The sequence below is a fragment of the Haloferax chudinovii genome (genome assembly GCF_042663345.1).
GTDB classification, from domain to species: Archaea; Halobacteriota; Halobacteria; order Halobacteriales; family Haloferacaceae; genus Haloferax; species Haloferax chudinovii.
Window position 1 is genome coordinate 67,867 of sequence record NZ_JBHTAB010000011.1, and the last position, 16,424, is coordinate 84,290.

Below are 16,424 nucleotides of genomic sequence, written 5' to 3' on the forward strand. Positions count from 1 at the left end.
CGCGGACCGATATACGCTGTAGTGGCACCCACCCGCGAGCGGTGGGACGACCTCCGGCCGAGGGACAAACAGTACAGCGTCGTCCGCTTCGACGAGCTGGTGTCCCCGACTGACCCGGCGTTCGCGACGAAGCAGTCGGAGGTCGACCACCCGAACGACGCGCCCGACGAGTGGCCCGCGGCGGCCGAAGAGCTCGTTATCTACGACCGAATCGGTCGGATGGTGAAACGCACAGACGGGTCGGTCGCGCCCTCGGTGCTGTTCTGAGCGCGGCCGCGAGGGGCCCAGCGTGGGCCGGGGTCTCGGGCCGGCGCGCCCGCCGGAGCGACAGTCGTTCCCATCGGAACGTCCGCCGGCGAAATCGACCTCATTCTCCCGTTAGCTTTACCCTCATTCCGCCGAATATTATGGCATGAAAGTCCTTGTTGTCGGCGGAAGCGGATTCATCGGGAGCCATCTCTGCCGCGAACTGCAGTCGCGGGGACACAGCGTGACCGCGATGTCGCGGAGTCCGAACAGCGAGGACCTCCCCGACGGCGTCGAGAAAGCGATGGGGGACGTGACGGACTACGACTCCATCGCGGGCGCGTTCGAGGGGAAGGACGCGGTCGTGAACCTCGTCGCGCTCTCGCCGCTTTTCGAGCCGAGCGGCGGCAATCGGATGCACGACATCGTCCACTGGCAGGGGACCGAAAACGTCGTGAAGGCCGCCGAGGCCAACGACGTGCCTCGACTCGTCCAGCTGAGCGCGCTCGGGGCCGACACCGACGGCGACACGGCCTACATCCGCTCGAAGGGGAAAGCCGAGGGGGCGGTCAAGTCGTCGGGGCTCGACTGGGTCATCTTCCGCCCGTCGGTCGTCTTCGGCGACGGCGGCGAGTTCGTCTCCTTCACGAAGCGGCTCAAGGGGATGTTCGCGCCCGGCGTCCCGCTGTACCCGCTTCCCGGCAACGGGAAGACGCGGTTCCAACCCATCTGGGTCGGCGACCTCGTGCCGATGCTCGCCGACGCCGTCGAGGGCGACGAACACGCCGGCGAGACCTACCGCATCGGCGGCCCGGAAAAGCTCACGCTCCGCGAAATCACGGAGATGGTGTACGACGCCGAGAACAAGTCCATCACCATCGTTCCGCTCCCGATGGGTCTCGCGGGCGTCGGCCTGACCGTCCTCGGGGCGGTCCCGGGCTTCCCGATGGGGAAAGACCAGTACCGCTCGCTCCAGTTCGACAACACGACCGACCGGAACGACGTGGACGTCTTCGGCGTCGACGTGTCGTCGATGAAGACGCTCGCCTCGTACCTCGCCGAGCGGAACTGACGGCGCACCAACCGTTCTCCGAGGTTAAGCGGTCGTGAACTGCGGCCTATTTCGCCGGTATGAGGCGCTCTCCGGGGATAATGACCGATTAACATCGGTTTCGAGTCGCCGTTTTTCGCCGATAATCTGATGCTTGAGGTACACTTCCCCATCACAACGCTTATGTCCGCGTTCGTACTGCCATTCACGCAATGGCGAGGGGACTGAACCTATGAAGCTCGCAATGATCGGATTCGGGCAAGCCGGGGGAAAAGTAGTCGACAAGTTCGTCGAGTACGACCGGGAACGCAACGCGGGAATCGTCCGCGCGGCGGTCGCGGTGAACTCCGCGAAGGCTGACTTGCTCGGACTGAAGAACATCCCGAAGGACCAGCGCGTCCTCATCGGCCAGTCCCGCGTGAAGGGACACGGCGTCGGTGCGGACAACGAACTCGGTGCCGAAATCGCCGAGGAGGACATCGACGAGGTACAGGGTGCCATCGACAGCATCCCCGTCCACGAAGTCGACGCCTTCCTCGTCGTGTCCGGGCTCGGTGGCGGCACCGGCTCCGGCGGCGCGCCGGTCCTCGCGAAACATCTCAAGCGCATCTACACCGAACCCGTCTACGGGATCGGCATCCTGCCGGGGTCCGACGAGGGTGGCATCTACACGCTCAACGCCGCGCGCTCCTTCCAGACGTTCGTCCGCGAGGTCGACAACCTCCTCGTGTTCGACAACGACGCCTGGCGGAAGACCGGCGAGTCGGTCCAAGGGGGATACGACGAGATCAACGCGGAGATCGTCAACCGATTCGGCGTGCTCTTCGGTGCCGGCGAGGTCCAGGACGGACAGGAAGTCGCGGAGTCCGTCGTCGACTCGTCGGAGATCATCAACACGCTGGCCGGCGGCGGCGTCTCGACGGTCGGCTACGCCTCCGAGGGCGTCGAACCGCGGAAGAACAAAGGCGGCGGCCTCCTGTCTCGGCTGACGGGCGGCGACGAGCCCGACGACAACCTCGACACAGCGCACACGACCAACCGCATCACGAGCCTCGTCCGCAAGGCCGCGCTCGGTCGACTCACGCTCCCGTGTGAGATCGAAGGCGCGGAGCGCGCACTGCTCGTCCTCGCTGGTCCCCCGGAGCATCTGAATCGGAAAGGCATAGAGCGCGGGCGGAAGTGGATCGAAGAGCAGACCGGTTCCATGGAAGTTCGCGGCGGCGACTACCCCATCCCGGGCGCGGAGAAGGTGGCGAGTGTCATCCTCCTGTCGGGCGTGACGAACGTCCCGCGCATCAAGGAACTGCAACAGGTCGCCATCGAAGCGCAGGACAACATCGAAGAGATCCGTCAAGAAAGCGATTCGAATCTGGAGACCCTCATAAACGATGACGAAGACGAACTGGAGTCGCTTTTCTAAGCTGGCGCTCGCGCTCGTCGTACTCCTGTCGGCCCTCGCGGGGCAGGCAGGGGCGGTGAGCGTCGCGTCCGACGACGTCCCCGACGAGGCGCAGGTCGGTTCGCAAGTGACCGCGTCGGTCACCCTCGAAGAACTGTACCGGAGTCCGCAACTCGAATCGTGGACGCTCGCGGGCCAGACCGACCTGGAGGACGTGACGTGGACCGTCGCGTACTACGACCAGACGGGCGCGAGAGTCGACCAGCAGTCCTTCGACGGGCAGAACTTCAGCGGCGCGCAGATCGCCACTGCCGACGGGACGAGCGAAGTGGAGGTCACCGTGACGGGAATCGTTCCCGAGGTGGAGTCGTTCAGCTACGACCCCGCACAGACGTTCACCATAATCTCGCTCGACCAGACCCGCGAAGGCGGCTCCAGTAACGATATCGACTCGTGGACGGTCCACCACTACACCGAAGAAAGCGCCGCCGCGCGCGACGAACTCGACAGCGCGCAGGCCGCGATTCAGCGTGCGAGTGGGGCCAACACGCAACAACCCCAGCAGACGTTCAACAACGCCGTCGAAGCGTTCAACGGCGAGGAGTTCAACCTCGCGACGAACCTCGCCAACGAGGCGGAGACGAACGCGAATCAGGCTCGGCAGTCGAGTCAGACGACCCAACTGCTCATCTACGCGGCGGGCGGTCTGCTCGTCGTCGCGCTCATCGTCGGCGGGTTCCTCTACTGGCGGTCCCAGCAGACGAGCTACGACAAACTGGGCTGATTCTCCGTGCGAGTCGTCGTTCCCTTCGGGGGACGCGAGCCGAAGACCCGACTCGCCCCGTTTTTCGACGCCGACGAGCGACGGGAGTTCGCGGTCTCGATGCTCCGGGACGTGCTCGACGCGGTCCGCGCGGCCGGCGGCGACCCCGCGGTCGTCGCGGACGCGCCCGTCTCGGTCGGGGCATCCGTCACCGTGGACGACCGGCCGCTCACTGAGGTCGTCGGCGACGAACTCGCCGAACGCGACGAACTCGGCGGCGACCCCGTCGCGGTCGTCATGGCCGACCTCGCGCTCGCGACGCCCGCGGCGCTCGCGCGGCTGTTCGAAACCGACGGCGACGTGGTCGCCGCGCCCGGTCTCGGCGGCGGCACGAACGCGCTCGTCGTCCGCCACCCAGACTTCTCCGTGGACTACCACGGCGCGTCCATCCTCGACCACCGGCGAATCGCCCGCGACGTCGGCTGTTCGTTCGCCGAGGTGGATTCGATGCGGCTCGCCGTCGACGTGGACGAGCCGAGCGACCTCGTCGAGGTGCTCGTCCACGGCGAGGGTCGCGCCCGCGAGTGGCTGGTCGACGCTGGCGTCCGGCTCGAACGCGGGTCCGGTCGGGTCGAGGCCGTCCGCGCTCGCCGATAGGACCTTAACGGTCCGCGATAAACATTGTCTGGCGCGGCTGTCTGTCTGCCCGGCGGGAACTGAGGCAACGTGCGCCGCGCGCTCCGCGTCGCGAAGACGACGCGAGAGTCGAAGTGGAGTCCGAACGTCGCGATGACGACGCGAGTCTCACTCGCAACCAACTCGGGGCGAGCGCCTGACGGCGCCTCGGACGGGCCGGAGACGTGTCTGGCACCAACTATCCGGCCCGCGCTCCACTTCCGTTCTGCCGCCGCAGTCTCGAACACCCACCGTATCGGCCGCGAGTGACACGCTTTTAGTGGCTCGTCACACACCGGGAGGTATGTTCCCGGGTGCCGACGAGTACGGAGTCAACCTGACTATCGACGACGCCGACGTGGAGCGACTGCTCGCCGTCACCCCCGACGACGCCGACGCGCCGGCGTCGCTTTCGTTCTCGCGGAACGTCTTCGTCCCGCTGACGACCGCCTGCCGGTACACCTGCACCTACTGCACCTACTACGACGTGCCCGGCGAGGCGACGCTCATGTCCCTCGACGAGGTCCGCGAGACGGTCCGCACGGGCGCGGACGCCGGCTGTACGGAGGCGCTTTTCACCTTCGGCGACGCCCCCGACGAGCGCTACACGGCGATTCACCGCCAACTCGACGAGTGGGGCTACGACGACATCCTCGACTACCTCGCGGCGGCGTGCGACGTCGCGCTCGACGAGGGCCTCCTGCCGCATTCGAACCCCGGTGACCTGACCCGCGAGGAGTTCGCCGACCTCGCGCCCCTGAACGCCAGCATGGGCGTGATGCTGGAGACGACCGCCGACGTGGCCGCCCACTCGGGGAACCGCCGGAAGACGCCGGGACAGCGGCTCAACACCATCCGCGCCGCGGGCGAGGTGGGCGTCCCCTTCACGACGGGCATCCTCGTCGGCATCGGCGAGACGTGGCGCGACCGAGCCGAGAGCCTGCTGGCCATCCGCGCGCTCCACGAGCGCTACGGCCACATACAGGAGGTCATCGTCCAGAACGTCGTCCCCAACGAGCGGTCGGACTACGAGCGCCCGTCGCTCGACGCGATGCGCCGGGTCGTGGCGATGGCGCGGGTCGCGCTCCCCGAGGAGGTGTCGGTACAGGTGCCGCCGAACCTCTCGGCGGCGGCCGACCTCGTCCCGTGCGGCGTCGACGACCTCGGCGGCGTCTCGCCGGTCACCGAGGACTACGTCAACCCCGACTACGAGTGGCCCGCGCTCCGAGAACTCGCCGACATCGCCGACGAGGCGGGCGTCCCGCTCCGCGAGCGACTGCCCGTCTACGAGCGGTTCCTGCCGGACGAGGCCCACGGCTCGGCGGATGAGGCCGACAACGCGCGCGAGAACGCGCCGGAGTGCGAGTGGCTCCGCGACCCGATTACCGACCGGCTGGAAGCCGACGACGTTCACGGCCGGCGGTTCCGAAACGTCGCTCGCGGCGACGGTCCGCTGTCGATTCCGCGGTGAGAGCGCCGCGGCCGTCGGTCGTGTGATGTCGTTTGCTACCGACGCCGGACGAGAACTGAGTAGAGCGCGACGACCGCGGCGGTCACGGCGGGCGCGCGCCCCGAGAGCTGTGGCACGCGCTTTCTGACGAGCGTGTAGGCGACGCCGACGGCGAGGCTGGCGAGGAGAACCCCCCGCGGGCCGTCGCCGAGCGTCAGGAACCCCGGAACCGACAGCGCCGCGGCGAGCGCGAGGTCGCCGGGCGACCCGTCGTAGGCGGCGAGGCGTCGGGGTTCGACCCAGCCGCCGAGACTGCGGACGTAGACGCCGCGGTCGGTTCGGGCCTCCCACGGGCGGGCCTCGCTGCTGCCGCCGAGGTAGTCGGCCGCGCAGTGGAGCGCCGCCGCGACGAAGCCAGTCGCCGCGGCCGCGACCAGCGGGTCGCCAGTGAGGACCGCGCCCGCGCCCGCTCCGACCGAGCCGGCGACGAACGCCTCGACCTGATGGAGCGTCTTCCGGTGGACGCCGACGACCATGTCGAGGTCGGGGAAGACGCCGCCGACGAGCGCCGCCGCGACGACGAGGGGCGCGGCCGCGGGGGCGACGACCGCGACGGCGGCGGCGAGCGCGAGGCTCATCGCCACGTGCGTCGGGGCCATCACGGGGCGACCGCCCCCGGTCGAAGTCGTCGAATCGCCATCGCTTCGCCTACTCGGCGACCGAGACGTATGAGTGTCGTGGTCGAGTCGAACACCCGCGGGCCGCCCCGCGGGCGCGGTCGTCCTCGCGGACGCCGCGCCTCAGATGCCGAACCACTCGGGCATCCGCTTTCTGAACCCCGCGTAGAACAGCGCGACGGCGACGCCGACCGCGACGGCGACGCGGACGCCCCCGGAGAAGGCGAGGAAGCCGGGGACCGAAAACAGGAGCGTCAGCGCGAGGTCTTCGGGCGCGCCGTCGTAGCGGACGAGATAGCGGGGCCGGAGCCAGCGCTTCGCGGGATGGACGTACACCGCGCGGTCGGAGGTCCGGTCCCACGGCCGGAGTTCGCCGCCCGCGCCGAGCCAGTCGGACGCGGAGTGGAGCCCCGCCGAGATGAAGAAGAAGGCAGTCGCGACGGTGAGCGTCGAGAGCGAGACGGCGGCGACGGCTCCGACCACCGCGGCCGCGCCGCTGTAGTAGACGGGGAAGTGCAGTGTCTTGCGGTGGACGCCGACGACCATGTCGAGGTCGGGGAAGACGCCGCCGGCGAGCGCGCCGACGGCCGCGGCGGTGGCGAGTTCGGGCGCGACCCAGACCAGCGGCACGGCGAGGGTCAGCCCCGCGACCGCGTGGGTGGTCGCCATCATCTCAGTCGTCGGCGGTCGCCGGGTCGCGGCGGCCGTCGAGGAGCGGCGTCCCGTCGGCGCGCGGGCCGAGCATCGGGCCGTGCGGGCCGTCGTCAATATCGATTGGGCGGCGGGTCCGGTAGTCGGTCGAGCGCTCGACCGGGCGGCGGCCGATGGCGGTTATCATGTCGACGTAGTCGTCGAACGAGCGGAACTCGCCGAAGCCGCCGCCGGCGCGCTTCGTTATCTCCTCGGAGAGAATCGTCCCCATCAGGTCGTCCGCGCCGCAGTTGAGGAGCTTCAGCGCCTTCGCGTTCCCGAACTTCACCCACGACGACTGGATGTGGTCGACGTTGTCGAGGTAGAGCCGCGCGACGGCGACCATCAGTTCGTCCTCGTCGTCGGACGCGCCGCCGGTCACGAGGCCGCGGTCGTACAGCGGCGTGTTCTGGTGGATGAACGACAGCGGGACGAACTCGGTGATGCCGCCGTAGCGGTCCTGCAGGTCGCGAATCACGTCGAGGTGGAGCACGCGGTGTTTCTCGGTCTCGACGTGGCCGTACATGATGGTCGCCGTGACGTCGAGGCCGGCTTCCATCGCGCCCTCCATCCCGGCGACCCACTCGTCAGTCCCGATTTTCCCGGGGCAGATGACCTCGCGCACCTCGGGGACGAGAATCTCCGCGGCGGTGCCGGGGGCGCTGGCGAGGCCGGCGTCGGCGAGGCGGCGGTAGATCGCCTCGTAGCTCCAGTCGGTGCCGCGCTTGGCGTGGTGGGCCTCCTCGGGCGTCATCGAGTGGACGTGCGCGCCGTCAACCGACATCGCCGAGAGCTGTTCGGCGTAGCTCGCGGGGTCGGTGTCGTACGCCTCGGGCGGCTTGTAGTTCACCTCGGCGGCGGGGTTGTCGTAGGCTTCGAGAATCTCGCGGTGTTCCTCGTCGAGCACGAGCGCGGGGTGGAGGCCGGAGACGGACGTGACCTCGTAGACGCCCATCTCGACCGCGTCCGCGACGATATCGCGGGACTCGGCGGGCGTCTTCGTGAAGCCGCCGTGGTCGGCGTCGGAGTCGGACTCGAACAGGTGGGCGGTGTTCTTGAAGTTACAGAACAGACAGCCGGTGTTGCAGGCCGTCGTCACGTTGTTGTTGAGATTGGCGACGAACGTCACGTCGTCGCCGACCATCTCGGCGCGCCGCCGGTCGGCGGCTTCGAGCACGAGCTCCTTGCGTTCGGCGTCGATTCCGTCGCGGTCGGTCCCCGTCGTGATGAGTTCGACGCCGTCGGCGACCGTGAGGCGCTCGCCCGCTCGCGCCTTCGCCAAGGCGTTCTCGAACGACTGGTCTGTCTCCGGGACGTGGTCGAACCCGAAGTCGTGGGCGGCACCGGTCATGCTCGTTGGCAACGCGCCACGGTCGTAAAAGCGGGGCGGTACCGGAACTCCGACCGCGGGTCGCCGCGGCGGAGAAAGCGTTAGGCCCTCCGACCGTGTTATGTCGGGCATGGAACACACCCCGTCTTCGGAAACCGAGTCCGCTCTCGGCGACGACCGCGAGAGCCTGCTGTTTTCGGCGCTCGTCGGCGCGGTCGCCAGCGTCGTCCTCTCGCCGCTTCCGGGGTCGACCGTCCTCGGCGGGGCGGTCGCCGGCTACCTGACCGGGAGCGACCGCGAACTCGGCGTGAAGTCCGGCGCGGTCTCGGGGCTGTTCGTGAGCCTCATCGGCGTCGTTCTCGGCGTCGTCGTTCTCGGTTTCTTCAGCGTCTTCGCCATCGGCGTCGGCCCGCGCGGGTTCGGCCTCGGCATCCTCGGCATCGCCGTCGTCGCGCTGTTCGGCCTCGGCGCGCTCCTCCTCTACACCGTCGGCCTCGGCGCGCTCGGCGGCTACCTCGGCGCGTACCTCCACGAGGAGTTCGCCTGAGTCCGGTTCGGTCCGCCCCGGGACTCAGGACTCGGACTCAGACTCGGGCTCGGACTCGACGCCGGTGAACTCGAAGCGAGCGCCGCCCGCGGCGCTTTCCACTACCGAGATCGTCCAGCCGTGGGCGTCGGCGACGTTCGAGACGATTGTCAGCCCGAAGCCGATGCCGGCGGTGCCGGTCGAAAAGCCGGTGTCGAAGATGCGCGAGCGGAGTTCGGGCGGGACGCCCGCGCCGTCGTCTTCGACGTAGAAACCGTCGTCGAGCGCGCCGACGGTGACGGTGAGACGGTCGTCGGCGTCGACGGTGTCGGCGTCGTCGCCGCCGTCGGTAGAGCCGGCTTGCTCCGGCGAGCCGTGTTCCACGGCGTCGTCGGATGAAATCCGACTGCCTGTCGAGCCGTGCTCGACAGCGTTCCGAATCAGGTTCTCGAACAGTTGGTGGAGCCGGCCCGCGTCGGCGACGACGGTCCGGTCGGACGCCACGACGAGCGTCGCGTCTCCGGTCTCGACGTGCTCCCAGCACCGCTCTGCGGTCTCCGCGAGGGACACGGTCGTCGTGGCGAACGCGTCGGTGCCCTGCCGCGCGATAACGAGCAGTTCCTCCGTCAGCGCGTTCATCCGGTCGTGCGCCCGCGCCACCGCCGCAAGGTGGTCGTTGTCGACGTTCTCGCGGGCGAGGTCGAGATGGCCCGTGGCGACCGCAAGCGGGTTGCGGAGGTCGTGAGAGACGACGCTCGTGAACTCGTCGAGCCGGCGGTTCTGGGCCTTCATCTCGCGCTCGGCGTCCCGTCGCGCGGTGATGTCCGTGTACACCGCGTATATCGTGTCCTCGCCGACCGGGACCGACCGGAGGAGGAAGTCCCGCTCGCCGTTGGCGGTCTGTCTGCGCACCTCCGTCTGGACGAAATCGCCGGCACGGACCATCTCGGTGAGCTTCGCGGCCTCGTCGAGACGGTCGTCCGGCGCGACCACGTCGTCGATGGCGCGGCCGACGACCGCCGCTTCGTCGTAGCCGAACGTCGCCTCGAACGCCGGGTTCACCGCGCGGATGACGGACTCGCCGTCGACGAACTCCGAGTCGATGATGCAGTCGGCGCTGTTCTCGAACAGGGCGGCGTACTGGTCGCGTTCGACCCGAAGCCGGCGCTCGAAGCTGAGCCGCTGGAGCGCCGCGTTCGTGTGGGCGACGAGGAGTTCCGCGAGTTCGAGGTCGATTTCGTCGAACGCGCCGGTCTGTTCGGAGACCGCCTGAAACACGCCGAACGAACCGATGGCGACGCTGAGGCCGGAGCGGTAGTCGCCGAACTCCGGGCGGCCGAACGCGTGGAGTTCCATGTCGACCGCGCGGTGGGACTCGCCGGTGCGGAACGTCTCGCCCATCGCGCCCGCGTCTTTCGGGACCGGTCGGAGGTCGCGGTCGGTCGGCGTCGACGACTGCGCCCGCGGGACGAAGCGGTCCGCCTCGGCCTCGAAGGCGAAACAGATATCGAGGTCCAGGATGCGCTCTGCGGCCTCGACGGTCTCCGCGTAGATGTCGTCTGCGTCTGAGGCCGACGCGAGCCGCATGGCGACGCCGTGGAGCGACGTTATCTTGCGCTCGGTGCGCTGAATCCGGCGTTCGAGTCGGGAGACGATGTCGCGTTCGGTGCGCTGGGCCTGCGAGCTACGGTAGCGGGCGACCGCCGCCCGGACGCGGTCGGCGAGTCGGTCGTAGGAGATGGAGTCGACGTCGTCCGAAAAGCGGTATACCGCGGGGTCGTCCGCGACCGCGTCGCCGTCGCCGTCGCCGTCGGCGTCCGGCCGACCGGGGCCGAGGAGGACGACCGGGACCTCCGGGTGACGGCCGCGGACCACTGCGACCACGTCGGCGGCGGTGTGTTGGCCGAACTGACCGGGAATCAAGAGGCAGTCGACCGTCCGGTCGGTGACGTGCCCGAGGGCCGTCCCGAGGTCGAATTCGACGGTGACAGACACGTCGTGGCGGTCGAGCGCGGCCGCGACGGCGTCCGCCCGGGTGCGGTCGGGAGCGACGAAGAGAACGGACGGTGCCGTCCCCGCCGGCGCACCCGGCGAGGGTGACCGAGTCATGCATCGATATGACTGGGAACCAGTATCAATTGATTGGTGAGTGCGACGGCAGTTCGTGACATTCTACCATCAGCTATCCCCAGCGAGCGAGGTGGGCGAGGGGCCCGATGGCCGAGGACACCGAGGCGGACCTGACGACCGCGAGCCGAGCTGTTCGACGCCTGACACGGCGGTCTCGCGGTCTCGCTGGCGTGCGGTCGCGCGGGCTCGCGACCGCGCTCAGACTCGTTTTGCCACTTCGGGGAGGAACGCCGCGAGGTCGCCGCGGACGACGCGGTCGGCGCGGTCGTCGTACTGCGTCGCGTCGAAGTTGACGACGACGAGCGAGTCGCCCTCGGCGGCCCGGCCGGCGAGGCCCGCCGCGGGATGGACCGTCAGCGACGACCCGAGCGACAGGAACACGTCGGCGTCGCCGGCGAGGCGGTTCGCCTCGCTGTAGGCGACTCGCGGGAGGCGCTCGCCGAACAGGACGACGCCGGGCTTGAGCAGGCCGCCGCAGTCCTCGCACCGAGGCGGCGCGTCGCCGGCGCGGACCGTCTCGAGCGCGGGTTCGGCGTCGGTTCGAGCGTCACAGTCCTCGCAGACGACCTCCGCGGCGTTCCCGTGGAGTTCGACGACGCGGTCAGAGCCTGCCTCGCGGTGGAGGCCGTCGGTGTTCTGCGTCACGACCGCGTCGAGGACACCTCGCGATTCGAGGCCCGAAAGCGCCTCGTGACCGGGATTCGGCTTGACGCCGTCGGGGAACATGCGCGCTTGGAGGCGGACGCGGTCGCGCCAGAAGCCGGCGGGGTCGTTGACGAAGCGGTCGCGGTGGAACGACGCCGGGTCGAACTCGGTCTCCCAGATGCCGTCGTCGCCGCGGAAATCGGGGATGCCCGAGGCGGTGCTCATCCCCGCGCCGGTGAAGGCGACGGCGGTGTCGGCCTCGCGGAGTCGCCGGGCGACCCACGCGGCGTCTGATTCGAGGGCAGCGTCCATAGCCCAACGGACGGGACAGCCGCGAAAAAGCGACACGATTCGCTCGGTGAGCGCGTTCGTGCATAGATTCGCCTCGTCACTGGTCGAGATACGCACGGAAGTGGAAGCTTCTTAGTGGGATGAGCCCAGAGAACGACCATGACCAGCGTGAAGGACTTCCGCGTCGAGGAGGAGCCGACGGCGACCGACCTCGGGCGGGGCCGCTTCGTCTTCTCGGACCGCTACTCGGTGTTCGACTGGGGCGAGATGCCCGACCACGTCCCGAACAAGGGCGCGAGCCTCTGTCTCATGGGCGCGTACAACTTCGAACTGCTCGACGTGAACCACGTCCCGACCCACTACCTCGGCGTGGTCGAAGACGGCGAGGTCAAGGAACTCGGCGAGTGCGGGTCGCCGCCGACGGAGATGGCCATCGAACTCACGCAGGTGCCCGACCTCCCGCACGTCGACGGCGACTACGACTACGACGCCTACCACGAGGCCGCCGGCGACAACTACCTCATCCCGCTGGAAATCGTCTTCCGCAACACCGTCCCCGTGGGGTCGAGCCTCCGGCGGCGCGGCGAGCCCGCGGACTACGGGCTCGACGCCGACGAGTGGCCCGACGAGGCCGTCTCGCTCCCCGAGCCGGTCGTGGAGTTCTCCACGAAGTACGAAGAACAGGACCGCTACCTCTCTCGCGAGGAGGCCGACGACATCGCCGGGAAAGTCGACCTCGACCGTCTTGAGGAACTCGCGCTCGCCGTGAACCACGTGCTGACAGAGCGCGCCGAGACGGCCGGCTTCGACCACGAGGACGGCAAAATCGAGTGTCTCTACCACGACGGCACCGTCAAGGTCGGCGACGTGGTCGGCACGTTCGACGAGAACCGGTTTTCCTACGGCGGCCAGCAGGTCTCGAAGGAGGTCGTCCGCCAGTATTACAAGCGCGTCCAGCCCGAGTGGGTCGCGGCCGTCAAGGACGCGAAGGCCGAGGCCATCGAGACGGGCGAGCCGAACTGGCGCGAGAACTGTGCGGTCGAACCCGACAATCTGCCCGCCGATATCGTCGAGGCGCTGTCGGCCCTCTACTGCGCCGGCACCAACGCCTACGTCGCCCACGACTGGTTCGACGCGCCGGCCGTCGAGGACGCCGTGGCACGCGTCCGCGACCTGTAATCGGCGGAGCGAGCGACTCCGGTTTTTTTAGTTCTCACGACGCGTCGTCGCCGACGAGGAATCGCCAGCCGCGGCGCAGGAGTTGGACGACGCCGAGCGCGAAAAACACCGTCGCGCCGGTCACGACGCCCGGTTCGACGCCGGGAAGGAGCGGGATAAGTCCGAGTTCGTGCGCGGCGAGGAGGACAGTCGCCACGAGCCACAACGCGTAACAGCCGAGGGCGACGCGATAGCGGAGGGAGACGGGCACGGCTCCGAGTCGTGTCGCAGGGAGAATAGGTCTGGCGGGGGTCGCCCCGCTCAGCGTCGGCTCAGTCCTCTGACGGCTCGGGCGCGAGCGCGTCGCGCTCGCCGAGGGCGTCGATGATGCCGTCGACCGGGCGGTCGGGGTTCGACGCCTGCGCCTCGCGGGTGAGGCCGAGTTGGTAGCGCTCGGGGTCGGCGCTCTCGCGGAGGCTGGTGCGCCCGCGGTGGACCGACACGTCGTTGTTGAGGTGGAGCCTCACGGCTTCGAGGAGCGCGTCGGCCTCCAGCGGCTGGCCGCGCTCTTTTATCTCGTCGATGGTGGCGTCGTCAGGCACGTCGAAGGCGCGCTGGGCGATGACGGGACCCTGGTCGAGGTCGGTCGTCACGTAGTGGGCGGTGACGCCGGCGATGCGGACGCCCTCCTCTTTCGCCTGCCGGTAGGCGGCCGCGCCGGGGAACGCCGGGAGGAGCGACGGGTGGATGTTGATGATGCGGTCCTCGTAGCGGAAGACGACGTTCGGGCCGAGGATGCGCATGTAGCGCGCGAGGACGATGAGGTCCACGTCGTACTGTTCGAGGAGGTCGAGCAAGCGCTGTTCGTTGGCGGTGCCCTTCTGGTCGCCGATGTCGTGGAACGGCACGTCGTAGTGGCTCGCCAGCGGTTCGAGCGTGTCGTGGTTGCCGATGACGACCGAGATTTCCGCGCCGAGGTCGTCGTTGGCCCACGCCTCGAACAGCGCTTCGAGACAGTGGGACTCCTTCGTGACGAGGACGGCGATTTCGCGGGTCTCGCGGTCCGACGGGAACCGGACCTGCACGTCGACGCCGAGGTCGTCGCCGAGGTCGGACAGCGCCGACCGAAGCTCGTCGCGCGAGCAGGTCATCTCCGCGGTGTCGGCGTGGAGGGTCATCCGGAAGATTCCCTCGCGGACCGCCTGGTCTAAGTCCTCGACGTTGATTCCGCGCTCGAACAGCAGGGTGGTCACGTTCGCGATGAGTCCGGTCTTGTCTCCTCCGATGACCGTGATTTCGGTGAGTTCGCGAGTCATACCGTCACCTCCAGCTGTTCGAAGCTGAACATACCCGTCCTGCGTCGGCGAGCGGTAAACCGCTGTCGTTCTCCGCAAGCGAATCCCTGAGGAACGACCGTGAATCACCCGTGAGAAGGAAAATCCGACGTGACGGTGAGACCGGCCTACGCCAGCGGCAACACCGACGAGACGACGAGGACGACGACGAGACCGGTCACGGAGATAATCGTCGTCAGCGCGGTCCACGTCTTCAGCGTCTCGGCCTGCGTGAGCCCGCCGATCTCCTTGACGAGCCAGAAGCCCGAATCGTTGTACCACGAGCAGATGTTGCCGCCCGCGCCGATGACCATCACTAGATACGCGGTGTGGACCGGAAGCTGGCCGGTGAGCGGGGCCATGATGCCGGCGGCCGTGAGCATCGCCGCGGTCGCGGAGCCCTGCGCGATGCGGACGATGGCGGCGATGAGCCACGCGGTCACGAGAAGCGGGATGCCGAAGCCTTCGAGCCCGTTGGCGAGGTACGAGCCGATTCCCGAGGCCGCGAGGAGCGCGCCGAACGCGCCGCCCATCGAGGTGATAGCCGCGATGTTGCCGCCGCTTTTCAGCGCCTCGGTGAGCTCGTCTTCCCAGTCGGACCGCGAGAGGTCGGACCAGCGGTAGTACGTGTAGGCCGCGGCGAGCGCGGCGACGGTCAGCGCGACGTTCTTGTCGCCGATGAACGCGACGAACGGCCGGACCTGTTCGACCGCCGGCGTCACGCCTTCGAGGGCGTTGACGACGGTGAGCGAGCCGACGAGCGCGACGGCGATGACGATGGGCGCGGTGGCTTCGAGGAAACTCGGCAGGGACGACACGTCGCGCTGGGCGCGCTCCTGCAGTTCCTCCGTGGTCGTCCCCATCGCGTCGCGGAGGGGGATGTCGATGCGGCGGTTAATCCAGCGGCCGTAGACGAGCCCGCCCATGGTGGCCGACGGGACGGCGACGGTGACGCCGATGAGCATCGTGGTGCCGATGTCGGCCCCGATTTCGCTGGCGACCGCGAGCGGGCCGGGCGTCGGCGGGACGAACACGTGGGCCGTCGCCGCGCCGGCCCCGACGACGACGAGGTAGAGCGCGTAGTTGTCGCCCATCCGCGCCCGCATCGACCGCGCGAGCGGGGCCATGAGGTAGAACACGCTGTCGAAGAACACGGGGATGGCGAGCACCGTACTGCTCCCCCACAGCGCGATGTCGCTGTTTTCTCTCCCGACGAGCGACTGGAAGGAGCGGACGATGCGCTGGGCGGAGCCGCTTTCGAGCATCGACTTCCCGATGATGGCGGCCATCAAGATGGGAATCCCGATACCGGCCATCCCGTCGCCGAAGGCGCTCGCCGTCCGGGTAGCCGCGTCGGCGAGCGCGAAGTCGGGGACGAACGCCGCGTTGACGAGCCCGACCGCGAACGCGGCTATCGCCAAGCCGACGAACGCGGGGAGGTCTAACACGACCAGTAGCAACACGACCAACGCGAGTCCGACGACGAACGTCAAAAGCGGACTCTGTGCGAATTCGATTGCCATGCGTGAGACGCCGTATCACTCACACTATAAAAATGATTATCATATATCATGTATGTAATTATTATAGTATAAATTAAGGGAAATAATTTGTACAGTAAGTATAACAAAAAATAGAGCCAGTACAGAGGAGTCGACGCAGAGACTCGCCCGTTAGAGCCTCCGACGGCGGCGATGTGGCGCGGTCTCCGGTGGCTTCGTCACCGACCGGCGCACGAATACGCACATCTGTGCATATCAAACACGACCCAAAACCGTTTTTGCACATGACCGCGCATCGCCACCTGATGACTACCTACACCGCGACGGTGACGGTGCGCCTCAAGCGCGGCGTGCTCGACCCGGAGGCGGAGACGACGAAGCGCGCGCTGGAACGACTCGGGTTCGAGCTCGACGCGCTACGTTTCACCGAACGCTACGAAGTCGACCTCGACGCGGCCGACGCCGACGAGGCCGAGGCCCGCGCCGACGAGATGGCAGAACGCTTGCTGGCGAACCCGACCATCCACGACTACGAGGTCGCGGTCGCCGAGGCCTGA

The 16,424-nt window shown here is 68.4% G+C and carries 17 protein-coding genes; 9 read left to right on the top strand and 8 right to left on the bottom strand.

Going from position 1 to position 16,424, the window contains the following annotated elements; all coding sequences use genetic code 11:
* Nucleotides 1–21: 21 nt before the first annotated feature.
* The 6 genes from ACFQI8_RS16830 (at nucleotide 22) to cofG (ending at nucleotide 5,605) form a co-directional block, all read left to right on the top strand.
* Nucleotides 22–267, top strand: a complete 246-nt coding sequence (locus ACFQI8_RS16830) for a hypothetical protein (RefSeq protein ID WP_390246828.1) — start codon at nucleotides 22–24, stop codon at nucleotides 265–267.
* Nucleotides 268–412: 145 nt separating this feature from the next.
* A complete protein-coding gene (locus ACFQI8_RS16835) occupies nucleotides 413–1,318 on the top strand; it encodes a complex I NDUFA9 subunit family protein (protein WP_390246830.1) in 906 nt (301 codons plus the stop codon).
* 211 nt (nucleotides 1,319–1,529) lie between these two features.
* Nucleotides 1,530–2,717, top strand: coding sequence for a tubulin/FtsZ family protein (locus ACFQI8_RS16840; protein ID WP_004969204.1), 1,188 nt, complete (start codon nucleotides 1,530–1,532; stop codon nucleotides 2,715–2,717).
* The gene (locus ACFQI8_RS16845; RefSeq protein WP_390246832.1) at nucleotides 2,686–3,480 is read left to right on the top strand and encodes a hypothetical protein; all 795 of its coding nucleotides are present in this window, start codon (nucleotides 2,686–2,688) and stop codon (nucleotides 3,478–3,480) included. Before ACFQI8_RS16840 ends, ACFQI8_RS16845 begins: the two co-directional genes overlap by 32 nt.
* A gap of 6 nt (nucleotides 3,481–3,486) precedes the next feature.
* Nucleotides 3,487–4,116: a 2-phospho-L-lactate guanylyltransferase gene (gene cofC, locus ACFQI8_RS16850; RefSeq protein WP_390246834.1), complete on the top strand. Its 630-nt coding sequence runs from the start codon at nucleotides 3,487–3,489 to the stop codon at nucleotides 4,114–4,116.
* A gap of 322 nt (nucleotides 4,117–4,438) precedes the next feature.
* Complete coding sequence (gene cofG / locus ACFQI8_RS16855; RefSeq protein WP_390246837.1) at nucleotides 4,439–5,605, top strand: 7,8-didemethyl-8-hydroxy-5-deazariboflavin synthase subunit CofG; 1,167 nt, start codon at nucleotides 4,439–4,441, stop codon at nucleotides 5,603–5,605.
* 35 nt (nucleotides 5,606–5,640) lie between these two features.
* On the opposite strand, the gene ACFQI8_RS16860 is transcribed toward cofG, so the two are convergent.
* The 3 genes from ACFQI8_RS16860 to cofH all read right to left on the bottom strand — a co-directional run bounded on the left by ACFQI8_RS16860 (nucleotide 5,641) and on the right by cofH (nucleotide 8,302).
* Entirely contained in the window at nucleotides 5,641–6,243 is a 603-nt protein-coding gene (locus tag ACFQI8_RS16860; RefSeq protein ID WP_390246839.1) for a hypothetical protein, read from the bottom strand.
* Nucleotides 6,244–6,384: 141 nt separating this feature from the next.
* On the bottom strand, nucleotides 6,385–6,933 hold the full coding sequence (locus ACFQI8_RS16865; RefSeq protein ID WP_390246841.1) for a metal-dependent hydrolase: 549 nt from the start codon (nucleotides 6,931–6,933) through the stop codon (nucleotides 6,385–6,387).
* A gap of 1 nt (nucleotide 6,934) precedes the next feature.
* The gene (gene cofH / locus ACFQI8_RS16870) at nucleotides 6,935–8,302 is read right to left on the bottom strand and encodes a 7,8-didemethyl-8-hydroxy-5-deazariboflavin synthase subunit CofH (RefSeq protein WP_390246843.1); all 1,368 of its coding nucleotides are present in this window, start codon (nucleotides 8,300–8,302) and stop codon (nucleotides 6,935–6,937) included.
* A 109-nt stretch (nucleotides 8,303–8,411) separates the two neighbouring features.
* Between cofH and ACFQI8_RS16875 the strand changes: the two genes are divergently transcribed.
* Nucleotides 8,412–8,828, top strand: a complete 417-nt coding sequence (locus ACFQI8_RS16875; RefSeq protein ID WP_390246845.1) for a DUF5518 domain-containing protein — start codon at nucleotides 8,412–8,414, stop codon at nucleotides 8,826–8,828.
* A 24-nt stretch (nucleotides 8,829–8,852) separates the two neighbouring features.
* Here ACFQI8_RS16875 and ACFQI8_RS16880 read toward each other — a convergent pair whose 3' ends face one another.
* Together ACFQI8_RS16880 and ACFQI8_RS16885 are read right to left on the bottom strand one after the other, a co-directional pair.
* Entirely contained in the window at nucleotides 8,853–10,916 is a 2,064-nt protein-coding gene (locus tag ACFQI8_RS16880; RefSeq protein ID WP_390246847.1) for a hybrid sensor histidine kinase/response regulator, read from the bottom strand.
* A gap of 219 nt (nucleotides 10,917–11,135) precedes the next feature.
* Nucleotides 11,136–11,894: an NAD-dependent protein deacylase gene (locus ACFQI8_RS16885; RefSeq protein WP_390246849.1), complete on the bottom strand. Its 759-nt coding sequence runs from the start codon at nucleotides 11,892–11,894 to the stop codon at nucleotides 11,136–11,138.
* Nucleotides 11,895–12,032: 138 nt separating this feature from the next.
* On the opposite strand from ACFQI8_RS16885, the gene ACFQI8_RS16890 reads away from it, so the two are divergent.
* Complete coding sequence (locus ACFQI8_RS16890; protein WP_390246851.1) at nucleotides 12,033–13,052, top strand: phosphoribosylaminoimidazolesuccinocarboxamide synthase; 1,020 nt, start codon at nucleotides 12,033–12,035, stop codon at nucleotides 13,050–13,052.
* Nucleotides 13,053–13,086: 34 nt separating this feature from the next.
* Here the strand turns inward: ACFQI8_RS16890 and ACFQI8_RS16895 are convergent, their stop codons facing one another.
* The 3 genes from ACFQI8_RS16895 to ACFQI8_RS16905 all read right to left on the bottom strand — a co-directional run bounded on the left by ACFQI8_RS16895 (nucleotide 13,087) and on the right by ACFQI8_RS16905 (nucleotide 15,888).
* A complete protein-coding gene (locus ACFQI8_RS16895) occupies nucleotides 13,087–13,302 on the bottom strand; it encodes a hypothetical protein (protein WP_390246853.1) in 216 nt (71 codons plus the stop codon).
* A gap of 61 nt (nucleotides 13,303–13,363) precedes the next feature.
* On the bottom strand, nucleotides 13,364–14,347 hold the full coding sequence (locus ACFQI8_RS16900; protein ID WP_390246855.1) for a formyltetrahydrofolate deformylase: 984 nt from the start codon (nucleotides 14,345–14,347) through the stop codon (nucleotides 13,364–13,366).
* 146 nt (nucleotides 14,348–14,493) lie between these two features.
* Nucleotides 14,494–15,888 (bottom strand): GntP family permease, encoded by a 1,395-nt coding sequence (locus ACFQI8_RS16905; protein WP_390246857.1) that lies wholly within the window; start codon nucleotides 15,886–15,888, stop codon nucleotides 14,494–14,496.
* Between the two features lie 284 nt (nucleotides 15,889–16,172).
* On the opposite strand from ACFQI8_RS16905, the gene purS reads away from it, so the two are divergent.
* Nucleotides 16,173–16,424 (top strand): phosphoribosylformylglycinamidine synthase subunit PurS, encoded by a 252-nt coding sequence (gene purS, locus ACFQI8_RS16910; RefSeq protein ID WP_004969187.1) that lies wholly within the window; start codon nucleotides 16,173–16,175, stop codon nucleotides 16,422–16,424.

Bases quoted from the DNA above. Each gene is read 5' to 3' on its own strand.
- ACFQI8_RS16835 (WP_390246830.1), top strand. From the start codon at position 413: ATGAAAGTCCTTGTTGTCGGCGGAAGCGGATTCATCGGGAGCCATCTC.
- ACFQI8_RS16840 (WP_004969204.1), top strand. From the start codon at position 1,530: ATGAAGCTCGCAATGATCGGATTCGGGCAAGCCGGGGGAAAAGTAGTC.
- ACFQI8_RS16845 (WP_390246832.1), top strand. From the start codon at position 2,686: ATGACGAAGACGAACTGGAGTCGCTTTTCTAAGCTGGCGCTCGCGCTC.
- cofG (WP_390246837.1), top strand. From the start codon at position 4,439: ATGTTCCCGGGTGCCGACGAGTACGGAGTCAACCTGACTATCGACGAC.
- ACFQI8_RS16860 (WP_390246839.1), bottom strand. From the start codon at position 6,243: ATGGCCCCGACGCACGTGGCGATGAGCCTCGCGCTCGCCGCCGCCGTC.
- ACFQI8_RS16865 (WP_390246841.1), bottom strand. From the start codon at position 6,933: ATGATGGCGACCACCCACGCGGTCGCGGGGCTGACCCTCGCCGTGCCG.
- cofH (WP_390246843.1), bottom strand. From the start codon at position 8,302: ATGACCGGTGCCGCCCACGACTTCGGGTTCGACCACGTCCCGGAGACA.
- ACFQI8_RS16875 (WP_390246845.1), top strand. From the start codon at position 8,412: ATGGAACACACCCCGTCTTCGGAAACCGAGTCCGCTCTCGGCGACGAC.
- ACFQI8_RS16880 (WP_390246847.1), bottom strand. From the start codon at position 10,916: ATGACTCGGTCACCCTCGCCGGGTGCGCCGGCGGGGACGGCACCGTCC.
- ACFQI8_RS16885 (WP_390246849.1), bottom strand. From the start codon at position 11,894: ATGGACGCTGCCCTCGAATCAGACGCCGCGTGGGTCGCCCGGCGACTC.
- ACFQI8_RS16890 (WP_390246851.1), top strand. From the start codon at position 12,033: ATGACCAGCGTGAAGGACTTCCGCGTCGAGGAGGAGCCGACGGCGACC.
- ACFQI8_RS16900 (WP_390246855.1), bottom strand. From the start codon at position 14,347: ATGACTCGCGAACTCACCGAAATCACGGTCATCGGAGGAGACAAGACC.
- ACFQI8_RS16905 (WP_390246857.1), bottom strand. From the start codon at position 15,888: ATGGCAATCGAATTCGCACAGAGTCCGCTTTTGACGTTCGTCGTCGGA.
- purS (WP_004969187.1), top strand. From the start codon at position 16,173: ATGACTACCTACACCGCGACGGTGACGGTGCGCCTCAAGCGCGGCGTG.